Below are 25,498 nucleotides of genomic sequence, written 5' to 3' on the forward strand. Positions count from 1 at the left end.
GACCCTACATCGGCGTCAGATCAAGGATCCGGGGCCAACGTGTACACACATTCTTGCCTATAACCCGGAAAGAAGGACACTGCTCATGGAGGCCTCGGTCCGCCACGCCACAGCACTCGATGTAGCCCCAGCGGCTGACACTCTTGCTGCGGCCTTCCAGGACTACCCGTGGACACGCTGGGTGATACCGGAAGACGGCTACATGGGCCGGCTGCATCGGCTGCAGAGTCTGTGCCTGGAGCATGCCCGGCAACACGGGGTCGTGATGGTCGCTGAGAGTTGCCGCGGAGTCCTCGCCCTGCTTCCCCCAGATGCGCCCGAACCTGACAGCACTGTCACGCAGGAGATTGTGGAACTGCACGGCTCACGAATCAACCGGCTCACCGAGAGCACACCGGTGCCAGGGGCGTGGGTGCTCGCCACCCTCGGGGTGGACCCACGCCATCAAGGTAGAGGCTTGGGATGCGTCCTGATCAGGCAGGGAATCGATGCTGTTACCGCTCAGGGCGCGCAAGCTGTTGTGCTCCAGACCTCGGACCAGCGCAACGTCGACCTCTACCACCGGCACGGTTTTCACACCGTCAGTCACAACAGCGACGGCCCAGGTCCGCACATCTGGTCCATGGAGCGACGACTCTAGCGGTTGCCTAGCACCTCAGGAGTCGCGCCATGAGTACTGCGGGTTGTAGCCCAACTCGCGGCGAGCTTTGTCAATGGAGAGTAACGTCTCATTGACCCCGAGCTCACCGCGCAGAGGGACGTCCGGGAAGACCTCAGCCACGAGTTCTGTATTGGGTCGCGACATCACTGTGTCAGCCGCAGCGATGATGTAGCGCTCAAAGCCTGGTCCAGCGACGTCCAGGGTTCGCTCGATGGCCTGGGCTCCGTCTCGGGCGTCGATGTAGCCCCAGAGGTTCCATTTGCGGAGCCTTGCGTCCGCATCGAAATCGGGGAAGGCCGCGTAGTCTTCGGGGTTCATGACATTTGAGAAGCGCAGCGCAGTGATGGACAAATCGGGGTTCCACCTCACGAGCTCGATCGCCATCTGCTCCTCAAGGTGCTTCACCAGCGAGTACGTTGACTCAGGGCGAGCAGGGTACTCCTCGTCCACCGGAATATACGGCGGAGGCGTGTCGAAGGGCAGGCCGAGAACAGTTTCACTTGAGGCATAGACAATGCGGTCAATGCCCAGACGCGTAGCCGCCCAGAACACATTGAAGCTAGCAGTGATGTTGTTGTGGAAAGTTGAAACATCCGGGCGAATGCCCGGCGCCGGGACTGCAGCAAGGTGAACCAGCGCGTCGACGCCGTCGTGCCGATCACCGACACCACCGAGGGCGTCAATCACCTCCCCGTAGTCCGTCAGGTCCACCTTCACGAAACCCGCTCCACGGACACCCTGAACGTCCAGACCGATCACCTCGTGACCAGCTGCGCGCAGCTCACGCGCCACAACGGTGCCCAATTTTCCTGTTGATCCTGTCACTGCGATCCGCATGCTGTCTCATCCTGTCCATTGCGCTCAGAATCTCGTGACACCACCATACTGTGGCTCTCTGGGACAGCATTCAGGTTGTTGTCGCACAGCGTTCACGTTGATCTGGCTAAGGTAGGACCTGTGCTCTTCCAGACAAAAGCCTTCACACTCAGTAGCCTGACACTCGCCTTCCTTGGTGTCTCCACCGCAACTGCGGGGGCAGAAACCGAAGAAACCCAAGACGGCGTCGTCGAACTTCAGCTCATCAACACCAATGACTTTCACGGCCGTTTGGAAGAGTCCGCCTCCACCATGTCCTGCACCGTGGACGCCTACCGGGAGCAGAACCCCAACACCGTGTTCACCGGGTCAGGCGACCAGGTCGGTGCCTCCACCTTCACCAGTTTCATCCAGGAGGACGAGCCCACTATTGATGCGTTCAACGCCATGGGCTTAGACGTCACCAGCTTGGGAAACCACGAGTTCGACCAGGGTGCTGAAGACTTCGATGACCGGATTGTGCCGCTGTCAGACTTCCCCTGGCTCGGCGCCAACGCTCGGGACGTCGCTACTGGTGAGCACCTCTACGCCCCCTATGAAGTGATCGAAGTCGACGGTGTGCGCATCGGCTTCATCGGCCTGAACACTGAAGACATGCCGCGGCTGGTCAACCCGGAGGGCATATCCCATATTGAGTGGACTTCCATGTCAGAGGAAGCCAACTACTACGCTGACTACCTCACCGAGAACGATCTCGCTGACGTAGTCACCGTCCTGGTGCACGAAGGTCTGCCAGGTTCCAGCCTGGACTCCGCCTCCGGAAGCGCGTTCGGAGACCTGATCTTCAATGCGCATCCAGAGATTGACGCCATGTTCTCCGGGCACACCCACCAGACGTATGTGCATGATGTCGACGGCATGCATCTGCTCCAGGCGGGCGAGTACGGCGAGAACCTCTCCCTGGTGGAGATCTCCTATGACACCGACACCGGAGAGGTCGTCGATTCCCAGGCTCGGCTGATCGACCTGGACTCCGATGAACTCGCCTGCGACTCCCACCCAGAGGTAGACCAGATCGTCGCCGACGCCGAAGCCGTGGCTGACGAGCTGGGATCCGAAGTGGTCGCCAATGTTCCAGGAGACATTCCGTTCGCCCGGGCCCAGAACGGTGACGGTTCAGAGAACCGTGGGGCAGCCTCCTCCGTGGGTGAGCTGGTCGCTGACGCGCAGCTCTGGGCGGCCCAGACCACCAACCCTGATGTGGACTTCGCCATCACCAACTCCGGCGGTCTACGCGCTGACCTACCGCTGGGCGATGTCACCGTCCGCGACTTGGGAACCGTCCAGCCCTTCGCCAACACCCTGGTTAACCTCACCTTCAGCGGTGAGCAGATCTACACCCTGTTTGAACAGCAGTGGCGCGATGATCAGGGCCGCTTCTCCCGGCACGGGCAATCCAGCAACGTGTTCTACACCTACGACCCCGAGGCCGCGTCCGGCCAGCGGATCACCGATGTGTGGATCGACGGCGAACCAGTAGACCCTGAAGGCACCTACGAGGTGACCATGAACAGCTATATGGCGGCCGGTGGTGGCGGACTCACGGTCACCGAAGACGCGGCGCAGGCCAACGACACCGGACAGAACGACCTCGAAGCCATCGTCGAATACGGTCGCGAGGCCGGTACCCTGGAGCCCGGCACCGAACGCGGCAGTATGGGCATCGAATGGGTCACTGATGACGACGCCGTCTACTCCCCTGGTGATGAACTCGCCCTGAACATCTCATCGCTCGCCTTCTCCCACCCGGATATGCCTATCGGTGAGACGCTGCAGGTTGAGCTGGGCGAATCGGTCGCTGAAGAGTTTGACATTGACGACAGCTACGTCGACGAAACTGATGAGCGCGGCCAGGCGGAGGTGCGTCTCGAGGTTCCGAACGAGACCGGCAACAGCGGGGAACTGCCACTGGTGCTCACTGAGCCTGTCACGAGCACTGAGGTGGAGCTGTCCATCCAAGTCAGCGCCGAAGCCCAGGAGGCAGAAGAGGCTGACATTGCTGAGGTCGTCGACCTCTTGGATGAGCATGAATCCACCGGCGATGTGCCAGTGACCACCCGTGGAGTGGTGACCGCCGTCTACCCCAATGAGCGAAGCCGCTCCGGGTTCTACATCCAAGCCGAGGGCACCGGCGGTAACCTGGATCTGGAGACCCATGAAAGCTCAGAGGCGATCTTCGTCTACTCCCCACCCACCGTGGGCGATGAACCCGGTGATGCTGAGGTAGAGATCGGCGACTACGTGGAGCTCACCGGCGATGCCACCGTGCACGAGGCCAGTGGCCAGAAACAGATCAGCCTCTTCCCGGACTCGGATCAGACACCGCATCACGAGCTGATGGTGCTCGATGATGAAGACTTTGACCCGGTCACTCCGGCGCAGATCCAAGTCCCAGAGACCGCAGATGAACGCGATGCTCTCCTAGGAATGCTCATCGCCCCGCAGGGCGACTACACGGTCACCGATCACTACACACTCAACCGATTCGGTGAGATCGGCATTGTCGCCGGCGCTGACCCGCTGTTCAACCCCACCTCAGTGGTCGAGCCTGGCGAACCGGCCGTGCAGCTCGCGGAGGAGAACCGGGAACGTCTGCTCTATCTGGACGATGGCGCGACCAACGACTTCCAGACCTCAGATCTGGAACTGCCCTACATCACCGCTGAAGATCCGGTGCGGGTGGGAGCTGGGGTCGAGTTCGAGCAACCGGTGATCCTGCACTACGACTTCGACGAATACCGGCTGCAGCCCACCACACGACTCGACGGCCCGGAGGACCCAGCCACACCGGCGAGCTTCGAGAACACTCGCACCGGCAATGAAACACCCGGCGAGCCACAAGCTGACCTGCGCATCGCCGGGTTCAACGTGCTGAACTACTTTGTGAGTCTGGGTGAGGATGAGCCCGGCTGCGAGTTCAACGCCGACCGCGAGGGCAACCCCACCACCGCCGACTGGTGTGAGGTGCGCGGGGCATGGAGCCAGGAGTCCTTCGAACGCCAAGAAGCCAAGATCGTAGCTGCGATCAACGCCATGGACGCCGATATGGTCGCACTGCAAGAAATGGAGAACTCCGGACACTTCCACTCGGACGGCAACCGGGACTTCGCCCACGCGGAGCTCGTGGACGCGCTCAACGAGGACCTCGGCTACGAGGCCTGGGACTTCGTCGCCGAACCCGACGCAGTCCCGGACCTGGAGACAGAGGACGTCATCCGCAACGGCTATATCTACAAACCCGAGGCGCTCGAGGTGGTCGACAGCTGGATACTGTTCGATGACGGTATCTCCGAGCTCAACGCCGAGTACTTCGATGCGCTCGACCGCGACTTGGACGACATCTACTCCAATGCCCGCGAACCCTTCGCCGTTCAGTTCCAGCCGGTCGATGGAAGCCAGGAGGACCAGTTCATCGCGATCGTCAACCACTTCAAGTCCAAAGGCGCCTCCGGCGTCGAGGATGATGATCCCAATGCTGATCAGGGTGACGGCCAGTCCCCCTGGAATGTGGACCGAATTGCACAAGCTGAGGGGGTGCAGGCTTTCGCTGATGCCTTAGTAGACTCCACCGGCACGGAGAACGTGCACCTGATGGGCGACTTCAACTCTTACGAGAATGAGGACCCGCTGCAGGTGTTCACCGACGCCGCCTACAGCAACCTCTCTGCCGCCTCAGGTGACTTCAGCTACATGTTCCAGGCTGAGGTGGGTTCACTGGATCATCTGATCTCCTCCCCCAGTGCCGCAGAGTCTGTCACCAGCACCGAAATTTGGCAGATCAATGCGGTCGAGCCGATCGCACTGGAGTACTCACGCTTCAACTACACTGCCAGCGATATCTTCCGCGAGGACCAGTGGCGGTCCTCCGACCATGACCCGATCGTGGCGGATATCGCCTTCGCCAGCAGCCAGTCTCCCCCAGCTGAAGGTGAGACCCCTGCTGAAGAAGGCGACGACTCTGCAGAGGATGACGGCGCCGGGGCCGGAGACCCGGACGCCAGCGAAACTCCCAGCGCTGAGGACTCAGGCATCAGCACCGGATTGGCCATCACCGGTGCGACCATCGGAGCCATTGTATTGGCCGCGCTCATGCTGCTCGGGGTAGGCGCTGTGATCCTCCGCGCCTCCCGCCACGACCTGGAATCGATCGACTAACTAGATCACCTCACAGCCCTAGCGGACCGACCGGGGTATTGCTAGTGTCAAGACGAAAAGGTCCCTGACAAGGAGCTCTTCAGCATGGCACACAGGCAGCTACTCGGTGGTCTAGGTGCGGCGGGCGTCGTCGTTCTGATCTCACCCGCGTCGGCCCACGCCGACGAACAGGACCACGAGCAGGTGGCCCTGAGCTCCGATGTTTACGGCGGGGTCCTGCTGGCGGAAGGAGTCAGTGCGTTTCCCACCGACGAACCCCTGGACCTGATGATCGCAGCGGAGCCTTACGAGATCCCCGACAGCGTCGAGGTCTGGGTCTACTCCCCTGAGGAGGACAACCCGGTGCTCATCGGCTCCGGAGAGACGGAATCGGACATCTACACCAATCCCGGCGCAGAGACCGCCACCGATTGGGAGGTCGAACTGATCGAGGTCACCCTGCCGCGGGCAGAGGTTCCAGCCACAGGGTGGTACGCGTTCCTCGCCCTGGACGAGTCCACCGGAGACCTCATCACGTGGAGCAGCTACCCGGTGCTCACACCAGACGGAGGCGACCTTGCAGGCGGCCCCGGCGAACACTGGCCCCTCCCGGATATCGCAGAGAACCTGGAACCCAGTACTGAGCCACCCACCCTGGATTCGCTGACGGAGCAGGGCTACGGACTGGTGAGCATCAATCAGGAGGATCCGGTCCTCCCGCTGGATGAGACCTTCACTCTGCAGATCGACGGTGTGGAGGGGCGAGCAGACCTCTGGCTGCTTCCGCCCGACGGTGAGGACGCGAGATTCCTGGCAACAGAACCGGCAGGCGACGGAGCGTTCGTGCGCCCTGGAGACACCCCCTGGCGCACCATGGTGGACAGCGACGGCGCCGACTACAACGGCATCTACGGGCTGGTCGCCACACATGAGGACGCCGGGGTCGTGGCGTGGACGCCGTTCGCCGTCAGCGCCGACGGCAACGCCCTGCAGACCGATGACCCTGGAGTCGATGACTCTGACCCCGCCTACTCCGACCGCAACATATGGCCGATCCCCGACTCAGTCCCCGGAGCCGACGGTGACCAGGACGATTCCGGAGAAGACGCCGACGACCCCGGCGCAGAAGAGAACTCCGAGACCAGTCCCACCGCTGACACCACAGACTCAGAAAATGAAGATTCAGAGGCAGCCGACGCCGAACAGACATCCGGCAGTGACCTCGGAAGTCCTTGGGCACTGATCACGGCCGTCATTGGCGGACTGGTGCTGATCGCTTCCGCAGCCTACGTGCTTTGGCGGCGCAACAGAGCCTAGGTAGGCCCTCAGATCTTGCCCAGGGGCGACACTGTCGCCGAGACGCGCTGGAAGGGTTTCAGCTCCACATACCCGCAGGAAGCCATGGCGTGCCGCAGACCACCCATGAGGTTTGAGGACCCGTCGGTGTGATGGCCCGGACCCAGCAGCACCTCTTCCAACGAACCCACAGTGCCCACTCGAGTGCGGTGCCCGCGCGGGAAGTTCGGGTGCACGGCCTCCAGTCCCCAGTGCCATCCCTGGCCGGGTGCCTCCTCAGCGCGGGCCAAACTGGCGCCGAGCATGACCGCGTCCGCGCCCATGGCAAGTGCCTTCACAATGTCACCGGAGGAACCCAGGCCGCCGTCGGCGATCACATGCACATACCGCCCACCGGACTCATCCAGGTAGTCCCGGCGAGCAGCCGCAATATCACTGATGGCGGTGGCCATCGGAACTCGAATGCCCAAGGCGCGGTGCGTCGTCGTCGCGCTGCCTCCGCCGAACCCGACCAGCACACCAGCAGCACCGGTGCGCATCAGGTGCAGCGCAGGGGTATACCCAGCGGCGCCGCCCACAATGACCGGAACATCGAGCTCATAGATAAAGTCCTTGAGGTTCAAGGGATTCTGCGACTCTGAGACATGCTCCGCAGACACGGTGGTGCCGCGAATGACGAACATATCCACCCCGGCGTCAACCACCGTCTGGTAGAACTCCTGAGTGTTCTGCGGAGTCAACGACCCAGAAACAACGACGCCGGCAGCGCGCATCTCCGCCAGCCGCGCCGTGATCAGTTCAGCCTTGATCGGCTCAGAGTACAGCTGCTGCAACCGGCGCGTGTTGGCCGGCGAAATCTCACGGGCGTCCAACTGCGCGATCTCTTCCAACACCGGCTCAGGATCCTCGTAGCGAGTCCACAGGCCTTCAAGGTTGAGTACCCCCAGACCACCGAGCTTGCCCAAGGCTATGGCCGTTGACGGTGACATCACCGAGTCCATCGGAGCCCCGATGACCGGCATGGAAAAGTTGTACGCATCAATCCGCCAGTCCAAGGAGACATCCTGCGGACTGCGCGTGCGGCGCGATGGGGTGATGTTGACGTCGTCGAGCGCCCAGGCCCGGCGTCCGGACTTGGCCAATCCGATAGGGATCTCGTTCACAGGTGTGCTTCCTTACTTACCCCGGTAGTTTGGAGATTCGACGGTCATCATCACGTCATGCGGGTGGGACTCCTTGAGCCCGGCCGTAGTGATGCGAACAAATTTGCCCTTGGCTTTGAGCTCAGGAATCGAGTGCGCGCCCACGTAGAACATGGTTTGACGCAACCCGCCGGTGAGCTGGTGCAGCACCGCTGAGAGCGGACCACGGTAGGGCACCTGACCTTCGATTCCCTCCGGGATGAGCTTCTCATCACTGGGCACATCCGCCTGGAAGTAACGGTCCTTGGAATAGCTGGTGTTCTTCCCGCGCGTCTGCATGGCGCCCAAAGACCCCATGCCGCGGTAGGCCTTGAACTGTTTGCCGTTGTAGAACACCAGGTCACCCGGTGATTCCGCCGCGCCAGCCAGAAGTGAACCCAGCATCACCGAATCCGCGCCAGCCAGCAGGGCCTTGCCGATATCACCAGGGTGCTGCAGGCCGCCGTCGGCGATCACCGGCACTCCCGCTGGGATCGCGGCTTTGGCAGACTCATAGATCGCCGTCACCTGAGGCACGCCAACACCAGCCACCACGCGGGTGGTGCAGATGGAGCCTGGTCCTACGCCGACTTTGATCGCATCTGCGCCGGCCTCGACCAGTGCAGCCGCCCCTTGGCGGGTAGCAGCCTGGCCACCGATGACGTCGGTGCCCTTGGCGGCCGGATCGGACTTCAGCTTGGAGATCATCTCCAGCACGCCTCGGGTATGACCGTTGGCGGTGTCCACCACCAGCACGTCCACGCCAGCCTCGATCAGACTCATGGCGCGCTCATAGCCGTCGCCGAAGAAACCGACGGCGGCTCCCACACGGAGGCGGCCTTCCTCATCCTTGGTCGCCTGAGGGTACTTGTCAGCCTTATCAAAGTCTTTGATGGTGATCAGTCCGGTGAGGCGGCCGTCGTCGTCCACCAGCGGCAGCTTCTCAATCCGGTGCTCACTGAAGATCCGCAGAACCTCATCATTGGAGATGCCCTCTTTGGCGGTCACCAGCGGCACACGTGTCATCTTCTCGCGCACGGTGAGGGTGGAGTAGTCGGCATCTGGGATGAAGCGAATGTCGCGGTTGGTGATGATGCCGACCAGGGTGCCGTTGTCATCGACCACCGGCAGGCCGGAGATGCGGTAGTGGCCGCAGATCTCGTCCAGCTCAGCGATGGTGGCGTCTGGGCGGATCGTCACCGGATCGGAGATCATCCCGGACTCGGAGCGTTTGACCTGATCAACTTGTTTGACCTGATCCTCAATGGAGAGGTTCCGGTGGATGATGCCGATGCCGCCCAGCCGTGCCAGACCGATCGCCATGGGCGCCTCAGTGACGGTGTCCATCGCGGCCGAGACCACCGGTGCTGAGAGCTGAATGTTGCGGGTCAGCCTGGTGGAGGTGTCCGCATCGGACGGCAGGACGTCAGTCTCACCCGGCAGCAGCAGCACGTCATCATAGGTCAGACCGACCAGGGCGAAGGGGTCGTGTCCCTCGTCATGGATGTGGCTCAAAGTGGGGCCTCTCGGAGTCGTTCGCATCGGCTCGGTACCGAGCCTGTGCCAGTCTACTCGGCACCGGATTCCTGGCCATAACGCAGAACCCCAGAACGCGGAACGCCAGCCCCGGACGGCGCCCCACCGGACATCCTCCCACTCCAGACGGCGCCCCCACCGGAAAATGCGTCTCGGGATGTGGGGAACTCAACCGATGTGAGCGCGAGTTTCCCACATTCCGAGACGCGGGATGCAGCAACGGGTGGTGTGTGCGGATCAGGAAGCCGAACTCGGGCCTTGAACACTGAATATGAACATATATGAACTTATCTTCTATGCTCTTGAAGATATTCCCGCATAGTGGGGACAAACACACCACAGAATGTGAAAGGCAGACCCATGAGCACTGAAGAGAGCACCTCCCCCACGCCCACCGGCACAGGTCCGGGTACCGCAGGCAAGACGGCAATCGCGGTGATCGCCACAGCCGCTCTGGCGGGCACCGCCGGATTCGTTGTGGCCAACTCGACCGCAGACAACGACGCCGAGACCACCACCGGTGGCTCCGGAACCACCGCAGGGGAAGCCGCCACGACGGTCACCGAGGCCGAAATCCCAGGTGAGAACCGCGGGTTCGAGGACGTCCACACCGATGAGCCGCTTGCCACCACCGAGTGGCTCGCCGAGCGTCTCGACGAGGGAGACCTCCACGAACAGGACATTGTGCTGCTGGATGTCTCGGAGAACCTACCGTCCTCAGAACTCACCCCCTACTCCGAGGCGCATATCCCCCAAGCCCAGTACGTGGAGTGGTCAGAGGAATTCACCCAGCCCAACACCCGGGAGTTCATCTCAGCAGATGAGTTCACCGAACTCGCCCAGTCGCTCGGCATCAACGATGACAGCACGGTGGTCCTCTACGGCGATAACAACAACTGGTTCGCCGCATATGCCTCCTGGGTGTTCAACCTCTACGGGGTGGAAGACGTCAAGCTGCTCGACGGCGGGCTGCACAAATGGGAGCTCTACGATGAGCGCGAGCTGGTGGAGGATGTGCCCTCCGTTCCGGAAGGGAACTTCGAGGCTGAGACGCAGAACCACGATATTCGCGCCTTCCAGCCCGAAGTTCTGGAAATTGCCGAAGAGAACGCAGCATCCGACGGCGAGTCCACGGCCGGGGTCAACCTGGTCGACATTCGCTCCGCTGAGGAACACACCGGAGAAATCGGCGTGGATCCAGATATTTTCCAGGGCGAAGGGGCCGCCATCTGGGGTCATATCCCCGGCTCGGTCAATGTCACCTGGACGCAGATCGTTGACGAGGAGACCGGTGAGTTCCTCCCAGCCGAGGAGATCCGCGCCATCTACGAAGACGCCGGCGTGGACTTCAACAACCCCACCATCGCTTACTGCCGCATCGGCGAGCGTGCCTCCCACACTTGGTACGCCCTGAGCCAAATCCTCGGTGAAGAAGTCAAGGTCTACGACGGATCCTGGTCCGAATGGGGCAACAGCGTAGGCGTTCCGGTGGCCAACACATCAGGCGAGCGGGCAGGCCTCTGGGGCCAGTCCGGCGACTGAGCTGCTCACATCACACCGTCGAGTGAACCGGGTCTGCTTCGGCAGGCCCGGTTCCTGCGCGCACCGAAAGGATTTCCATGACTGTTGAGGTGAAGGCTGACAGAGAACTCGGCTGGACGAGGGCGGACACAGTTCGCACTTCGATCGCCGTGTCCGTGGCCGCAGCCCTGCTCGGACTCGCTGGGTATCTCGCCGCTACCGATGGGGAAGGCCTCGGCGGGTCTAACGCCGCGCTGATGCTGCTGATCGGTGCTGGTCTCGGCATCCTGTTCGAGCGAGGCCGATACTGCTTCTTCTGCATCTTCCGGGACCTGTTCGAGAAGAAGAACAGTCGCGGAATGTACGCCATTCTGGTCTCCATCGCGGTAGGCATGATCGGCTATGCGGCCATCTTCTCCACCCGGATACCCACCCCCAGTGCTGACAACGTTCCATCTGATGCGCATATCGCGCCGGTCTCGATTGCCCTGGTGGTCGCCGGGCTCGCCTTCGGTGTGGGAATGGTGATCTCCGGGGGGTGCATAGCAGGCCACCTGTACCGACTGCCGGAAGGACACCTGCGATCCATCCCGGCCCTGGGTGGCGTAGTGGTCGGCTTTGGCCTGGGCTTCCTGAGTTGGGACTTCATGTACTCCCACTTCATTCTGGGTGCGCCGGTCCCGTGGTTGCCTGCCGGTAACGGGTACGCACTTGCGGTGCTGGTCCAACTCGGGGTGCTGGCAGCGATCGGTGTATGGCTGCTGCGTTGGAATCCCCGCGTGCAGGGCCGTGCAGACCGCACCGTGGACGCCACCGAGCTGCGCAGACTGGTGTTCTTCAAACGCTGGCCAGCGCTCACCACGGGGGTCGCCGTAGGCCTGCTGGCGATTTTGGCCTACTACAAGGACCAGCCTCTGGGCGTCACTCAGCAGATTTCCTCACTGACCAGGACCGGCATGACAGAGGTTGGTTGGCTGGATCAGTTCATGCCGGGCCTAGATGAACGGCTGGCCGGATGTGTGGCTGTGGTGACGCACACCATCACCACCAATGGCTGGCTGATTCTGGGCATCGTCTTGGCCTCCCTGGCGGCGGCCCTGCCTGGGCGCAGATTCCGAGTGGAGAAGGCCACAGCCTTCAACTCCAGCACGGCATTCGCTGGTGGCATCCTGCTCGGTTGGGGCTCGATGATTGGCCTTGGCTGCACTATTGGTGTGCTGCTGTCCGGAACTCACGCGTTTGCGCTCTCCGGCTGGGTGTTCGGCGCAGCAATTCTGGTGGCATCCGGGCTGGGATTCCGCTTCGGCCTTCACCGCAAGGCCGCCCCCGGCGCGTTCCCGGACTGAAGGGCCGGAGCAACGAACATCGTCACGCGTATCAAACTGCCCGGACTCTCTCCTTCTCTCGTGCCTCCGGTAGGTCACCGCAGTCGAAGATCACTGCTCCAGGGCACGGTGGCGGGCATCTTTCTCGAACAGCACCTCAAGCTGTTCGAAATGCCGATCTATGGCAAGGCGGGCCGCCTCAGGGTCGCGTGCATCAATGGCAGCAAGAATGTCGCTGTGCAGCTGCCGCACCATGTCGCGCTCCTCAGCGAGCGTCACAAACCTGAGAGTGCCCTGGAGAACAGCACGGAGCACACGGGCAAGGAAGATCAGGCCAGACGAGTTTGAAGCCACAAAAAGACCCTCATGAAATTCAACATCTGCGGAGAAAATATCTGATCCATGCTGGCTTTGATGCATCTCAAGCAGCGCATTTCTCATACTTTCTATTCCAGATAAATCTGGTCTTGTTGCAGCAAGAATAGCAGCTTCACGCTCCAGCGCGTGGCGGACAGCGCTCAACGATTCTACGTGAATCTCCGAAGAGATAAGGCCAAGGATCAAGACCTCGCCCATTTTCTCCGGACGGAGCCCAGTATAGATTGCGCCCTCCCTTTCGCGTCTTTCCAGGACCCCAAAAGCTTCGAGCTGCCCTATGCGATCACGCAGAGCCGTACGACTCACACCCAACCTCGCAGCCAACTCACGTTCACTCGGCATCCGGTCTCCAGGCTCCTTGGTTCGCAGCAATTCAACGAGGTCGCCGAGTATCGGATCACTGAAATGGGCGGCAGTAAAAGGCTCGCCTCGAGTTTTTTGGTCTCGACCGTTGGAGGAAACATCGGGCATCTGTTTCATGCATCGATCGTAGGGCAATAACCAGCGAGTCGTAACCAAAGGGGCCATTCATCCCCTCAAGTTGACTGGTATTACCAGACAGTGACACACTTCACACAGTCTTCATGCTGTGACTCAGGACACTTATTCCAAACAAAGGAGAGACCGTGAAACGTTTCGCCCCACTCGCCCTACTGCCTCTTACTACGCTCGCGCTCAGCGCGTGCGGCGGAGACGGAGGTGATGACGACGGTGAAGAGAGCTACACGTGGGACTTCACCGTCACTACCAGTGAGAATTCCACCTGGTACGAGGCAGCTGAGCTGTTCGCCGATCGACTCAACGAGGACTCCGATGGGCGCATGGAAATAAACATCCACGCCAATGAGCAGCTTTCCGGCGGGGACCCTGCAACCGGCGTAGAGCAGCTGATGAACGGGGACAAGGCCTTCTCCTACAACTCCACGATTATCTACGACGGGCTGGATTCCCGGTTCAGCGCGATCAACGCCCCATTCCTGTACTCAGACTACGAGGAGGCCGAGGCAACTATTGAGGCTTCAGCGGGAGATGCCTACGCCGAACTGAGCCGCGAGATTGGGGTCGAGATGCTCGGGTTCGGCGAGTCGGGCTTTCGGCAGCTAACCACTACCGACACCGCGGTCACCACCCCGGAGGATCTGCAGAACCTCGTTGTGCGCGTCCCTGGTTCCAGCCTATTCCTCAACATATTCAACGAACTCGGTGCGGATCCCACCACCATGAACTTTGCCGAGGTCTACACATCACTTGAGACCGGGACCATTGACGGCCAGGAGAATCCCTACGATGTGATCTACTCGAGCGGTCTCGATGAGGTCCAAGGCCACCTGACCGTATGGAATTACGTTTACGATCCGCTCATCTTGGGCATGAATGCGGACCTCTACGAATCTCTAAGCGAAGACGATCAGCAGATTATCCAAGACGCTGCCGCTGAGGCCAATGCTCACCAGATCGAACAGAATCGTGCGCGCGAAGAGGAGCAGCTCGCTGAACTGAGCGAAGACATGGAGGTCGTGGAACTATCCGAAGATCAGGTAGAGGAATTCCGCGAGGCCATGGAACCTGTCTATGACACTCACGAGGACGACTGGACAGAAGATCTGTTCGAGGCCGTCCAGCCGGAGTAAAACATGTTCGACAGGATCCTCACAAGTGTGGAGAACACTGTCATCGTGGCCGCGTTTGCCACGATGACAGTGGTCTACTTCGCCAACGTCGTCAGCCGTTATCTGCTTCACGGCTCTCTCGCGTTCACCACTGAGATAGTAGTCAACCTGGCAGTGCTACTGACTATGGTCGGGGCCGCCGCAGGCGTCCGACTCGGCAGCCACCCCAGCTTCGACCTTCTGCCGTCCGTTTCCAAAGGGCTGGTCCGGACGATCCTTATCAGTCTCGTGGCCGCGGCAACTCTCTCATTCTTTCTGCTCTTCTTGTGGTTGGGCTGGGAGATGACTTCTCGACAATTTGTCCAGGGTCGTGTGACGCCGGCGCTGGGAGTTCCCCAGTGGATCTTCTCAATGGCTCTGCCAGTCGGAGCGGCGTTGGGGGCCATCCGCGCGGTGCAAGCTGGTTTTTCCCAGATCCGTATGGCCGCCCTCAAACAGGAGGCTAGTGTTTAATGATCGAACTCATCCTGGTCGGTAGTTTCCTGATCCTGGTGTGTGTAGGAATCCCAATCGCGTTTTCGATGGGCCTGTCAGCTGCGATCACCATTCTCTATGCCAGCGGCACCCACGCCCTCAATCCGGCGTCGGGGGTCATGTTTGCTTCCATGTCGTCTGAGACTCTTCTGGCAATTCCGTTCTTCATCCTCGCCGGGGTCATTATGGAGCTCACAGGCATCTCGACGCGCCTGGTGGAGTTGGCCGACAAGTGCGTAGGACACCACAAGAGCGGTCTCGCGCTGACCGCCATCATCGCAGCGCTTCTCTTCGCTGCAATTTCAGGCTCTGGACCCGCGACGGTCGCCGCCCTAGGTGCCGTCTTGATTCCGGCTCTCGTCCGGCATGGCTATTCCAAACGACATGCCGCCTCACTCTTGGCAAGCGCCGGTGGTATGGGAATCGTCATTCCACCGAGCATCGCGTTCATCGTGTTCGCGGTCGTGGCAAGTGACCATCAGCGAGTCTCCATCAGCCGACTGTTCATGGCGGGTGTCGTGCCGGGCATCCTCATGGGCCTGGCGTTCTACATTGTGGCGCGCTACCTTCCGCGTCAGCTGGAGCAGCTCACCACCAATGCGAATCTCAACGTCAGCAAAGGATTGGGGCGCCTGGGGCTTGGTGCGTCATCACCCAGCGCCGCGTCAGGAGGTGATACTCCGAACTCGGGCGTCGGCCCACAGAGTGAGACCGCCACCAAAGGCATCATCACCCTTGATGACACCGTGGATCCGGATGCAGAGGTGGGCAATCGTTCACGAAGAGCGCCGTGGCGTGAGATTCTCCGAGCGCTGCTGCGCGCCATTCCGGGACTCTTAGTGCCGGTGATCATCCTGGGCGGAATCTACGGCGGCATATTCACGCCCACAGAGTCGGCGGCGGTGGCATCGATCTACGCACTGTTGGTAGGTCTGCTCACGAACCGTGAACTGAAGTTCGGCGGACTGTGGAAAGTCTTCACCACCGCTGGAGTGCAGTCGTCCCGCATTATGATCATCGTGGCGGCAGCATCCCTATACGCCTACGTCATCACCAGCAACCAGATTGCGGCACGCGTTTCAGACGCTCTGCTCTCCCTGACGGAGAGCACGCTACTGCTGATCCTGTTGATCAACTTGATCCTTCTCATCGCAGGAATGTTCTTGGATGCTGTGTCAGCGTTCTACCTCCTTGTCCCCCTGTTGGTGCCGGTGCTGCTCGAACTTGGCATGGACATCACAACCATTGGCGTCATGATGACCATCAACCTGGCCCTAGGACTGGTAACACCACCGGTGGGAGTCAACCTGCTCGTTGCTGGAAGCATTGCCAAGATTTCCTACGCCGAAGCTACACGCGGCATCTGGCCATTCCTCCTGGCCGGGCTCGTGGTGCTGATGCTCGTCACCTTCATACCGCAGCTCAGCAACGGGTTGCCGAACCTCTTAGGAGCATGACACCCATGACGACCCCCAACGCCGAGCCGACCTCCTCAGCGAAGGACTTCACCGGACAGGTATGCCTGGTCACTGGAGCGGCCCGAGGAATCGGCTATGCGATTTCGCAGGAGCTGATTGCCCTTGGAGCTAAGGTGGCCCTCGTCGACATCGAAGGAGCGGCCGAAGCTGCCGCTCGATTGGGCAAAAACGCCGAATCGTGGACCGTCGATGTCCGCCGCCGCTCTCAGGTGCGCCAATGTGTCCACGACGTCGTGGAGCATTTCGGCCGTCTGGATGTGCTAGTGAACAATGCGGGCACCGCCGCCCGAATCACTCTGGAAACCATGGACGATGAGACCTGGGAAAGGGACATCGCTACCAACTTGAAGGGCACATACCTGTTCACACAAGCGGCCATCTACCCCTACATGCGAGACCAGAGCTACGGGCGGATCGTCAACGTGAGCTCAATCTCCGGGATCATGGGGGGACCACTCTCATCAGGCGAGGGCGGCGGCCGCTCCGGACCGGCCTATGCCGCTTCGAAGGGCGGGATCATTGCATTCACCAAATGGGTGGCCAAGGACGTAGGATCCCTCGGAATCACGATCAACTCTGTCGCTCCAGGTCCGGTGGCCACTCCGCTGACCGCGGACGTGAATTACGCAATGGGCAACCAAGCGATCAAACGAATGGGAGACCCGGAGGACATCTCTGCCGCTGTGGCCTACCTCGCCTCCCCCCGGGCCGGCTTCGTCACGGGTGAGACCCTCAAGGTCTGTGGAGGATCTGCCATTGGGTAAGTCGGCCAACCATGACTGAGCAGCCCATCAGGCCACCTTGGCTTCAACGGCGGCTCCAACATCCGGGACCTCGCAGCTCGCAGCGTCTGGTCGTTCACGCAACGTCGGCAGTCCACCTCAGAGAAAAAATGAGAGTGGGCTCCCGCCTGAACGATGAACTAATCCGACTCACTACCTCACTCGGAACCGACTCGGCTTCAGTGGTTCTGACCGGCGGCGTCTTAACACCTCTGCACTACTGCTTTCCTGCGGAGGGCGACGGTCATCGTGCGGCGTGGTTCTCAGACGAGCACATCAGCAGTCATGCTCACATCACCGCAGGTTCAGCCACTGTCGGGCTGCGTGATGGTGAGCCCTTCGTCCATGCACATCTGAGCTGGAACGACGAAAAGGGCAAAGTTCGCGGCGGCCACATCTGGCCCCAGACCGTCGTCGGCAGCCCTGCCCCGGAAGTGTTGCTCTTCGGCTTCGCGAATACTCAGTGGGAAAGCCACCTGGATGAAGAGACGACCCTGCCGACATTCTCCCCCTCAGCGCTCGTGGAAGGCCCCGGCGGTCCTGCCTGGCAGAATCGGGCGGAATTCGCAGTAGCGCGGATCCTGCCTGACGAGGACATCACTGACGCTGTTTTCAGGACAGCACGTGAGGCCGGTTTCGCCCAGGCGAAAGTCTGCGCAGCACTGGGAAGTCTGATCGGTGGCGTGCTGCTCGACGACGAAACAGGCCGTCTCAGCTTTGTCGAAGGCCCTGCAACGGAGGTGATAAGCGTGACTGGCACCATTGACACCGCTTCAGGCTCCGAAAATGCGGCACTGTACTGCAGTCTCGTGGATCGCCACGGGACAGTTCACAAAGGTCTGCTCGTCCCGGGAGAGAACCCCGTCGCTGTCACCTTTGAACTCACGTTGGCTGCTCTCTGATGCAGGCCGAGCGCACTGGCTATGCCGAGGCGATTCAGTCAGCAGTGGATGCTCTTGCTCACCGCCTTCGGAGGTCGGTGCTGGTCAACGACCCGATGGTGCGCATCCTGTACCGCAGTGTTCACTTCGGCGATGAAGATCCGCTGCGTATCAGGGCGCTGCTCCAACGAGAGACAGGCGATGATGTTGTGAGCTACATCCTCGACCAGGGCGTCGCCGATTGGCTCGGGCCGGGACGGATTCCCCCGCACAAAGCCCTGGGCATGGTGCATCCAAGAGTCTGCACTCCCATTCGGCACCCGGCAAGAGGGGGTGGAGAAATGATCGGGATGATCATGATGGTGGATCCTGAGGACTCACTGTCAGACCCTGATCTCCAACTGATCAGGGAAACCGCAGCTGAAATAGCACCACTTCTCTTCACGGGCCACGGCGGCGACGACCAGTGGGCCCTCAGAGATCTGCTCTCGAGACACTCAGAGGTGCGGCGCGAAGCGCTCGCTGAGCTGAGCCGCTACAAGCGGAAGCAGGGCTTCGAGCACGTCACCGCCGTCCAATTGGCTGTTCGCTCGCATGACCACGAGACTGAGAGCGTGCTGTCGGCCGGGGAGCGCATGACACTGCACGAGACTCTCAGCCTCCTGCCCGGTCCCCGGATTAGCGCTACACTGCATGCGCTCTCCGGCACCGGCGCTTCTGTAGTTCTAGGGTGCCGCAAACCGCCCCCACTTGGAGCGCTAACCACGGAGATTGAGCGGACCATCAGTCGATTCCGTGAGGCGACGTCGGGCACTTCCGAGCTCATCGCAGGTATCGGATCACCGCAGCGTGAACTGCCGAGCGCTCACGTGTCAGCGAGACAGGCCGAGGTGGCGTTGGATGCCGTCCGCAGAGGCCTTTCCACGCGCGCAGCAGTTCTGTGGAGGGACTTGGGCCCCATGGGAGTGCTACTGCAACTGCCACGTGACGTTCTGGTGCGGTCATCGCTGCCCCACGAAATGCAGACCGTGGTTGCGACCGTTCCGTTCGATGAGCTCCGACGAACACTTCGTGTCTACCTCGACCACGGCGGCAACGGGCCCGCCGCCTCGGAGGCTCTGCACATCCACCGGACTACGTTGTACTACAGGTTGGGGCGCATATCTGAGCTCACTGGCCTCGATCTCGCAGACGGCGGCACCCGACTCAGCCTGCACCTGGGCCTGGCCATGTTGGAGCTCATCGAGACGGAGGAAGCTAGGCTCGACCACAGTCTGGACGGTTGGATGCCTCAAGATCAGCTCAGCGAGTAGCGCGCTCAAGGTGCTGAAGGATGTGCCGGAAGGTCCTACCAGTCGCCTCAGTCATACCCTGTTCGCAAGTGCGATTCAGTGAAGCGTAGGCCTCGTAGGACCGACTCAGCACCTCATCGGCCTCCGCCCGAGTCGCTGAAGCGGTGAATTCGGGATGCAGCATGCCGCGATCCCCGGCATATGCGCAGCAGCCCCAAGCCTCGGGCACCACGACGTCATGCGACATTGCGTGGGCCAGCGCTTCGAAGGCTCCGTTGATTCCGAGCTGCACCGAAGAACAGGTCGGGTGCAGAACCATCGACCCGACCGGACTGGTCACCGAAAGGTCAGCCAGCACGTGTTCAGACACGAACTCGACCGAATCCACGAATCGCAGAGCTCCGAACTGCGGAGAGTCTGTGGCTGCATCCCGCATCGTGGTCAGTCCCTCAGTGCAGGAGGACGCATCGCAGACTACAGGCAGGCGACCATGTTCGGTCGCCTGCCACAGCACATCCAGGGTCCGGTGGCTGATGGTGGAGTAACCGGAGGGAAGCCCTTTCGACTTCCAGGGGGTGCCGCAACATGTGCCATCGATCTCCGCTGGGACAGTCACCGCGACACCCGCTCGCTCACAGACTGCGAGAAACGCCTCGGCGGCCGAAAGCTCGGGGCCCTTACCATCATCGAGAGCCTGATCCCGGATCTCTCCGGTTCCGAACATAGTGGAGACACACGCTGGGAAGAAGACCGCCCGTGGGTTCTCACGATGAGCCCGCGGCCGGCGCCGTCCACCTCGGGGGAGGCGTTTCTGATATGTCGGAACATGCTCGGCTCCCACCGCAGCGCGACCTGCTGCGGCGGCAGCTTGTGGCAGAGCAGCCGGCAGAGTCTTGGCGGCGGTGAGGCCGGCGCTTACTATTCCGGTGGTCACGCCCCAGGACTTGGCTGCCGCTCCCCAGGCCTGGTCAGCCACTATGGAATGGTTCTCCTGGCGAAGACGGCGAACCAGGTCTCCGGTGTTGATGTTGACCGGGCACGCGGTCGCGCACATTCCATCAACGGCGCACGTCTGCAGCGCCTCATAGTCGTACTCGCGGCGAAGCCGATCGGCCAAAGCTCCATCACCCAGGCGTTCGGCTTCAGCTATGGCACGCCTTCCTACAATGCGTTGACGCGGAGTCAGGGTGAGATCCTTGGAGGGGCAAACCGGTTCGCAGTAGCCGCACTCCACACAGCGGTCAACCTCTTCTTCCACCTCGGGCGCGGACTTGAGGTCCTTGAGGTACGAGCGTGGGTCCTCGTTAATGAGAACTCCGGGGTTGAACACGCCCCTCGGGTCGAGCAGAGCCTTGACTTGGAGCATCACTTCATAGAGTTCATCTCCATACTGACGCCTGACAAAGGGCGCCATGATGCGGCCAGTCCCGTGCTCGGCCTTCAGCGACCCTCCCCGGTCCAGGATCAGGTCAACCATCTCTTCGGTGAACTGCTCGTACCGCTTCAAAGAGAGGGGGTCGTCGAAGGTCTCATTGAGCATGAAGTGTATGTTGCCGTCCTTGGCATGACCGAAGATCACGGAGTCTTGGTAGCCATGAGAGCTGAACATCGAAGTGAGCTCACGGCAGGTGCCCCCAAGATCATGGACAGGAACAACGACGTCCTCCAGGAGCGCGTTTGAACCAGTGGGGCGGTTCCCCGCGACCGCAGCGTAGAGGCCCTTGCGAACTTTCCACAGGGCGGCACGGGATGCGGAATCCTGGGTCAGCTCAGCGGGCGCGCTGAGAGCGAGTCGGCTGAACAGCTCCCCGGCGATATCAGCGCGTTGCTGAAGCTCTGCATCTGTTCGGCCCTGGTACTCCACCAACAGCGCGGCATGCTCACGGACCTTTATCTTGGCGATCTGCGTTGGGGCCTGTCCCGACCGTTGAGAAACACGCAGTGAGGTGGCATCCATCAGCTCTACTGTCGCCGAGTTCACGCCTATCAACTCGGGCACTGCATCCGTCGCCGACATGAGGTCAGGAAAGACCAACAGTCCCGTGGCCACCCGGGGCATGATCTCCACCGTTCGAAAGACTGCCTCTGCAATGAAGCCAAGTGTGCCCTCGGAACCGATCATGAGGTGCTCGAGAATCTTCACCGGATCCTCATAATCGATGAATGAGTTCAACCCGTACCCCATAGTGTTCTTCATGGAGAACTGCTGACGGATTGTTCTCACAGAGGCTGGGCTGCTCACGATACGCTCACGCAGCTGGGCCAATCCCGCGTGGAGTGCTGGCTCCTTAAGTCTCAGCACCTGGTCTGCCTCGGGTGCCCCAGTGTCCACTACAGTTCCTGAAGGTGTCACCAGGACCATTGATTCCAGCGTCTGGTAGGTATTGAGCTCAGTGCCGCAGTGCATTCCTGACGAATTATTGGCGACCACGCCACCGATGGTGCATGCGACCTCACTGGCCGGGTCCGGACCCAGCTTGCGGCCGAAGCGGGCCAACCGTTGATTGACCTGACGGATCGTAGCTCCCGGTTGAACCCGCACACGAGCACCATCGTCCAAAATATTGATCAGCCGAAAGTTCCGGCGTGTATCCACAAGCACCTGATCTGACACGGACTGACCCGAAAGAGATGTTCCGCCCGAACGAAAAGTCAGCCCCACCTCATGCTGGTCAACAATCCGGAAAAGCTCCGCCATCTGTGACGCCGATTCTGGGCGGACCACAGCTTGAGGCTGCAGAAGATAGCAGGAAGCGTCGTGAGCCATTGTGCGCCGCTCCAGCTCAGACTGCACCAGTCCGGTCCCACCACCCCATTCGCGAAGGTCACGGAGAAGATCCTTCTGAGCATCCTCCTCCGTCCAGGGCTCTTCACCACTGCCGCTCACTGAGCGAGGCGTTCGGCGGAGAATAGACACAAGGACTCCTGATCGATCGAGGACACTATTGAGCGCTCTCTCTACTGTGCCCCTCAGTGACCCAGCTCACCAGCTCTGGAAGACGAAAAAGCACATCATCTTTTGCTCGCTGTGTCGAAAGCCATGAAGCACCTTAGACAGAATGAGCAAAGTTCGGCCTCAGGTTTCGTCTCAAGTTGGTTCCGGGAACACGCAACAGCTGGGATTGTGAGTTAAAGCACAGATTCGCTCGAGAGGAAAAGATCCAGATGAACGGCACACCGCACATAGTCGGCTGGGCGCACACTCCCTTCGGCAAACAGCCGCATGAAGATGTGGAAGCCCTGATGGCTGATGTCTCGGGGAAGGCGATTGCCGATGCAGGCATAGGCCCTGAGGACATCGATACCATCAGCGTAGGCGTGTACAACAACGGCTTCTCCCGACAGGGTTTCGAAGCCGCTTTGGTCGGCGCGGGCAACCCAGCGCTCGCGACTCTGCCTGCAACGCGCTTTGAGAATGCCTGCTCCACTGGTTCCGCAGCACTGTTCGGCGCCTTGGACCGGCTGGAAGCCGGAAGAGCGAAAGCAGTGCTTGTGGTCGGCGCGGAGAAGATGACGGCCGTCTCCGGACCCGAGGTCAATGACATTCTGCTCAGCGCCTCTCATCGGAAGACCGAGGAGTCCGTCGGAAGCTTCGCCGGAGTCTTCGCGCAGCTGGCAGAACTCTATGCGGAACGCTACGGCGACCCCCGTGAGGCTATGTCTCGGGTCGCAGCGAAGAACCACAGAAACGGCGTCGACAATCCCTACGCTCACTTGAAGAAGGACCTGGGATACGAATTCTGCTCAACCCCCTCGGATGCGAATCCCTATGTGGTGGGCAAGCTGCTGCGCACTGACTGCTCGATGGTCTCCGACGGTGCGGCGGCCTTGGTCGTCACCACAGCGGACCTTGCGCGCTCGTCACGTCGATCGGTGGCAATCCGCGGACGGGGCCAGGCCAACGACCACCTTGCGCTGGCTACTCGCCGTGACCCGCTGGAGTTCGCCGGGGCTCGAGAAGCTTTCCACAGCGCTCTCACGGAAGCGTCAGTGACGCTGAAAGACCTCGACCTGTTAGAGACCCACGACTGCTTCACGATTGCCGAGATGCTGCAGTATGAGGCCTTCGGCCTCGCCGAGCCAGGCAGGGCAGCAGAAGTTCTGGCGGCTGGTGAGACCGAGTCCGGTGGACGTCTCCCGGTGAATCGTTCGGGCGGATTGAAGGCGAAGGGCCACCCTATCGGCGCTACCGGCGTCTCCCAGCATGTGATGGCGGCTATGCAGCTGACGGGCGAGGCTGGCGCCATGCAGGTTGGAACAGCAGGCCGGGCCGCAGTCTTCAATATGGGTGGCTCTGCAGTCGCGAACTACGCGACAGTATTGGAGGCCACGTGAGTATCTCTGCACCGCAGAACTGCCTCCAGAGCCCTCCCCTCAAGGCGGTCAACCTAGCACAGACGCTCACTCAAACGGCACGTCGAAGTCCGCACGGGTTGGCAGTTATCCATGGTGACGTCAGATGGACGTGGAGGGAGCTTGACCTTCGCGCCTCAGCGCTCGCTGAGGAGCTCCTGGAGCGAGGCCTTCAGCCCCATCAGTGCGTCATGCTGGACGGACCCAACAGTCCCGAGTTCATTCAGGCGATGTTTGGGGTCTGGCGTGCGGGTGCCGTGATTGCTCCTGTGAACTCCAGACTGCACGCCAGCGACATCGCGCAGCTGTCCGAACTCTGCCAACCCGCCGTGATGATCGCACACAGCACCACTGAGTCCCATGCCCAGGCATCAGCTGATTCGGTGCCGTTCGACCAACCGACCTTGTGGTTGGACGGTGAGGGCGAAGGCTCCGTGGGGCACTACACCGAACCTGTGCATACCGTCCGTGACTACCCGGTATGGCGCGGAGACCACGCGTGGTACTTCTTCACCTCTGGCACCAGCGGTCGGTCCAAAGCATCTGTTCTGACTCATGATCAGATGGGATTCGTTGTCACCAACCATCTGGCAGATCTCATGGCGGACACCGGGGACACGCACCGCTCAATTGTGGTCGCGCCGCTCTCCCACGGCGCCGGCATCCATATGCTGCCGCAGGTCGCGCGAGGGGCTGCCACCGTCATACCCACCTCGTCCGGCCTAGCACCGGCTGAGGTGTGGGAGCTGGTCGAACGGGAGCGGGTCACCAATATCTTTGTTGTGCCCACAATCTTGAAGCGACTGGTAGAAGACTCCTCCGTCGAGAAGTACGACCACTCCACTCTGCGATACGTCATCTACGCCGGCGCTCCGATGCCCAACGCAGACACCCGTCGAGCGCGCCAGGTGCTGGGAGATGTGCTCGTTCAGTACTACGGTCTCGGCGAGGTCACCGGCAATATCACCGTACTGCCTCCGCATCACCACGATCACCCGTCTCCCCCAGAAGTGCCGTTCAGCACCTGCGGCTACCCACGAACTGGGATGCAGATAAGTGTCCAGGACGACAAGGGTAAGGAAGTCCCAAGTCTTTGCACTGGCGAGATCTGTGTGGCAGGACCCGCGGTGTTCTCCGGATATCTGAATAATGAACAGGCCAACGCGGAGTCCTTTCGTGACGGCTGGTTCCGCACTGGCGATATCGGCCTGGTGGACGAACACGGTTACCTCTTCATCACGGGACGCGTCTCGGATATGTATATCTCAGGGGGGTCCAACATTCATCCGCGCGAAATCGAGGAGAAGATTCTGGACCATCCCGCGGTCAAAGAAGTTCTTGTCCTAGGCATGCCCGACCCAGAATGGGGAGAGATAGGGGCAGCCGTCTGCGTGCTCGAACCAGGAGTCACAGTCCAAGAGGATGAGATTCGCGACTGGCTCAAGACACGAATGGCTCGATACAAAGTCCCTCGCAGCATCAGATTCTGGGACGAGCTGCCGCGTTCAGGCTACGGCAAGATTGTCCGACGCACGGTTCGGGAAATGCTTCTCGAACAGACCGCCTAACGCAGCAAAGGTCTCCGCCCACCCGCTTGAATGGGCCCTTGAGCCAGCATGGAACACCCTCCGGATGCTGGTATCACCCAAGGATGAAGCGC

18 protein-coding genes are annotated in these 25,498 nt (G+C 61.0%); 13 read left to right on the forward strand and 5 right to left on the reverse strand.

Annotated features, from left to right (window positions below):
* Nucleotides 1–640: GNAT family N-acetyltransferase (locus tag FEF26_RS06390; protein WP_341805140.1), on the forward strand; the 640-nt coding region annotated here is incomplete at its 5' end.
* A gap of 15 nt (nucleotides 641–655) precedes the next feature.
* Here FEF26_RS06390 and FEF26_RS06395 read toward each other — a convergent pair.
* Nucleotides 656–1,498 (reverse strand): NAD-dependent epimerase/dehydratase family protein, encoded by an 843-nt coding sequence (locus tag FEF26_RS06395; RefSeq protein ID WP_138252715.1) that lies wholly within the window; start codon nucleotides 1,496–1,498, stop codon nucleotides 656–658.
* Between the two features lie 120 nt (nucleotides 1,499–1,618).
* Between FEF26_RS06395 and FEF26_RS06400 the strand changes: the two genes are divergently transcribed.
* Together FEF26_RS06400 and FEF26_RS06405 are read left to right on the forward strand one after the other, a co-directional pair.
* Nucleotides 1,619–5,692 carry an ExeM/NucH family extracellular endonuclease gene (locus tag FEF26_RS06400; protein WP_138252716.1) on the forward strand — a complete coding sequence of 1,358 codons (4,074 nt, stop codon included), beginning with the start codon at nucleotides 1,619–1,621 and terminating at the stop codon, nucleotides 5,690–5,692.
* Between the two features lie 84 nt (nucleotides 5,693–5,776).
* A complete protein-coding gene (locus FEF26_RS06405; RefSeq protein WP_138252717.1) occupies nucleotides 5,777–6,988 on the forward strand; it encodes a hypothetical protein in 1,212 nt (403 codons plus the stop codon).
* An 8-nt stretch (nucleotides 6,989–6,996) separates the two neighbouring features.
* On the opposite strand, the gene FEF26_RS06410 is transcribed toward FEF26_RS06405, so the two are convergent.
* Nucleotides 6,997–8,130, reverse strand: a complete 1,134-nt coding sequence (locus FEF26_RS06410) for a GuaB3 family IMP dehydrogenase-related protein (RefSeq protein WP_138252718.1) — start codon at nucleotides 8,128–8,130, stop codon at nucleotides 6,997–6,999.
* Between the two features lie 12 nt (nucleotides 8,131–8,142).
* The gene (guaB, locus tag FEF26_RS06415; RefSeq protein WP_138252719.1) at nucleotides 8,143–9,690 is read right to left on the reverse strand and encodes an IMP dehydrogenase; all 1,548 of its coding nucleotides are present in this window, start codon (nucleotides 9,688–9,690) and stop codon (nucleotides 8,143–8,145) included.
* Nucleotides 9,691–10,044: 354 nt separating this feature from the next.
* Here guaB and FEF26_RS06420 point away from each other — a divergent pair, with 354 nt between their 5' ends.
* Both FEF26_RS06420 and FEF26_RS06425 read left to right on the forward strand, forming a co-directional pair.
* On the forward strand, nucleotides 10,045–11,226 hold the full coding sequence (locus FEF26_RS06420; protein WP_138252720.1) for a sulfurtransferase: 1,182 nt from the start codon (nucleotides 10,045–10,047) through the stop codon (nucleotides 11,224–11,226).
* A 77-nt stretch (nucleotides 11,227–11,303) separates the two neighbouring features.
* Nucleotides 11,304–12,551: a YeeE/YedE family protein gene (locus FEF26_RS06425; RefSeq protein WP_138252721.1), complete on the forward strand. Its 1,248-nt coding sequence runs from the start codon at nucleotides 11,304–11,306 to the stop codon at nucleotides 12,549–12,551.
* A gap of 90 nt (nucleotides 12,552–12,641) precedes the next feature.
* On the opposite strand, the gene FEF26_RS06430 is transcribed toward FEF26_RS06425, so the two are convergent.
* Nucleotides 12,642–13,388 (reverse strand): FadR/GntR family transcriptional regulator, encoded by a 747-nt coding sequence (locus tag FEF26_RS06430; RefSeq protein ID WP_166432940.1) that lies wholly within the window; start codon nucleotides 13,386–13,388, stop codon nucleotides 12,642–12,644.
* Nucleotides 13,389–13,534: 146 nt separating this feature from the next.
* Between FEF26_RS06430 and FEF26_RS06435 the strand changes: the two genes are divergently transcribed.
* The 6 genes from FEF26_RS06435 to FEF26_RS16255 all read left to right on the forward strand — a co-directional run bounded on the left by FEF26_RS06435 (nucleotide 13,535) and on the right by FEF26_RS16255 (nucleotide 19,506).
* Nucleotides 13,535–14,539: a DctP family TRAP transporter solute-binding subunit gene (locus tag FEF26_RS06435; RefSeq protein ID WP_138252723.1), complete on the forward strand. Its 1,005-nt coding sequence runs from the start codon at nucleotides 13,535–13,537 to the stop codon at nucleotides 14,537–14,539.
* 3 nt (nucleotides 14,540–14,542) lie between these two features.
* Nucleotides 14,543–15,031 carry a TRAP transporter small permease gene (locus FEF26_RS06440; protein ID WP_138252724.1) on the forward strand — a complete coding sequence of 163 codons (489 nt, stop codon included), beginning with the start codon at nucleotides 14,543–14,545 and terminating at the stop codon, nucleotides 15,029–15,031.
* Nucleotides 15,031–16,509 (forward strand): TRAP transporter large permease, encoded by a 1,479-nt coding sequence (locus FEF26_RS06445; protein WP_138252725.1) that lies wholly within the window; start codon nucleotides 15,031–15,033, stop codon nucleotides 16,507–16,509. The genes FEF26_RS06440 and FEF26_RS06445 overlap by 1 nt, the downstream gene beginning before the upstream one ends.
* A gap of 5 nt (nucleotides 16,510–16,514) precedes the next feature.
* The gene (locus tag FEF26_RS06450; RefSeq protein ID WP_138252726.1) at nucleotides 16,515–17,294 is read left to right on the forward strand and encodes an SDR family NAD(P)-dependent oxidoreductase; all 780 of its coding nucleotides are present in this window, start codon (nucleotides 16,515–16,517) and stop codon (nucleotides 17,292–17,294) included.
* Nucleotides 17,295–17,428: 134 nt separating this feature from the next.
* Entirely contained in the window at nucleotides 17,429–18,214 is a 786-nt protein-coding gene (locus tag FEF26_RS06455) for a PCC domain-containing protein (RefSeq protein ID WP_166432941.1), read from the forward strand.
* A complete protein-coding gene (locus FEF26_RS16255) occupies nucleotides 18,214–19,506 on the forward strand; it encodes a PucR family transcriptional regulator (protein WP_138252728.1) in 1,293 nt (430 codons plus the stop codon). The genes FEF26_RS06455 and FEF26_RS16255 overlap by 1 nt, the downstream gene beginning before the upstream one ends.
* On the opposite strand, the gene FEF26_RS06465 is transcribed toward FEF26_RS16255, so the two are convergent.
* Nucleotides 19,496–22,279: an FAD-binding and (Fe-S)-binding domain-containing protein gene (locus tag FEF26_RS06465; protein WP_424991726.1), complete on the reverse strand. Its 2,784-nt coding sequence runs from the start codon at nucleotides 22,277–22,279 to the stop codon at nucleotides 19,496–19,498. The two genes, FEF26_RS16255 and FEF26_RS06465, sit on opposite strands and share 11 nt — an antisense overlap.
* Nucleotides 22,280–22,650: 371 nt before the next feature.
* Between FEF26_RS06465 and FEF26_RS06470 the strand changes: the two genes are divergently transcribed.
* Both FEF26_RS06470 and FEF26_RS06475 read left to right on the forward strand, forming a co-directional pair.
* The gene (locus tag FEF26_RS06470; RefSeq protein WP_138252729.1) at nucleotides 22,651–23,820 is read left to right on the forward strand and encodes a thiolase domain-containing protein; all 1,170 of its coding nucleotides are present in this window, start codon (nucleotides 22,651–22,653) and stop codon (nucleotides 23,818–23,820) included.
* Nucleotides 23,817–25,406, forward strand: coding sequence for an AMP-binding protein (locus FEF26_RS06475; RefSeq protein WP_208012854.1), 1,590 nt, complete (start codon nucleotides 23,817–23,819; stop codon nucleotides 25,404–25,406). The genes FEF26_RS06470 and FEF26_RS06475 overlap by 4 nt, the downstream gene beginning before the upstream one ends.
* Nucleotides 25,407–25,498: the final 92 nt, after the last annotated feature.

This window comes from Nesterenkonia salmonea, assembly GCF_005771525.1.
Classification (GTDB): Bacteria; Actinomycetota; Actinomycetes; order Actinomycetales; family Micrococcaceae; genus Nesterenkonia; species Nesterenkonia salmonea.

What these genes read in the sequence shown, in the direction of transcription:
- FEF26_RS06395 (WP_138252715.1), bottom strand. Translation starts at nt 1,498, where the DNA reads ATGCGGATCGCAGTGACAGGATCAACAGGAAAATTGGGCACCGTTGTG.
- FEF26_RS06405 (WP_138252717.1), top strand. Translation starts at nt 5,777, where the DNA reads ATGGCACACAGGCAGCTACTCGGTGGTCTAGGTGCGGCGGGCGTCGTC.
- guaB (WP_138252719.1), bottom strand. Translation starts at nt 9,690, where the DNA reads ATGCGAACGACTCCGAGAGGCCCCACTTTGAGCCACATCCATGACGAG.
- FEF26_RS06420 (WP_138252720.1), top strand. Translation starts at nt 10,045, where the DNA reads ATGAGCACTGAAGAGAGCACCTCCCCCACGCCCACCGGCACAGGTCCG.
- FEF26_RS06425 (WP_138252721.1), top strand. Translation starts at nt 11,304, where the DNA reads ATGACTGTTGAGGTGAAGGCTGACAGAGAACTCGGCTGGACGAGGGCG.
- FEF26_RS06430 (WP_166432940.1), bottom strand. Translation starts at nt 13,388, where the DNA reads ATGAAACAGATGCCCGATGTTTCCTCCAACGGTCGAGACCAAAAAACT.
- FEF26_RS06440 (WP_138252724.1), top strand. Translation starts at nt 14,543, where the DNA reads ATGTTCGACAGGATCCTCACAAGTGTGGAGAACACTGTCATCGTGGCC.
- FEF26_RS06445 (WP_138252725.1), top strand. Translation starts at nt 15,031, where the DNA reads ATGATCGAACTCATCCTGGTCGGTAGTTTCCTGATCCTGGTGTGTGTA.
- FEF26_RS06450 (WP_138252726.1), top strand. Translation starts at nt 16,515, where the DNA reads ATGACGACCCCCAACGCCGAGCCGACCTCCTCAGCGAAGGACTTCACC.
- FEF26_RS16255 (WP_138252728.1), top strand. Translation starts at nt 18,214, where the DNA reads ATGCAGGCCGAGCGCACTGGCTATGCCGAGGCGATTCAGTCAGCAGTG.
- FEF26_RS06470 (WP_138252729.1), top strand. Translation starts at nt 22,651, where the DNA reads ATGAACGGCACACCGCACATAGTCGGCTGGGCGCACACTCCCTTCGGC.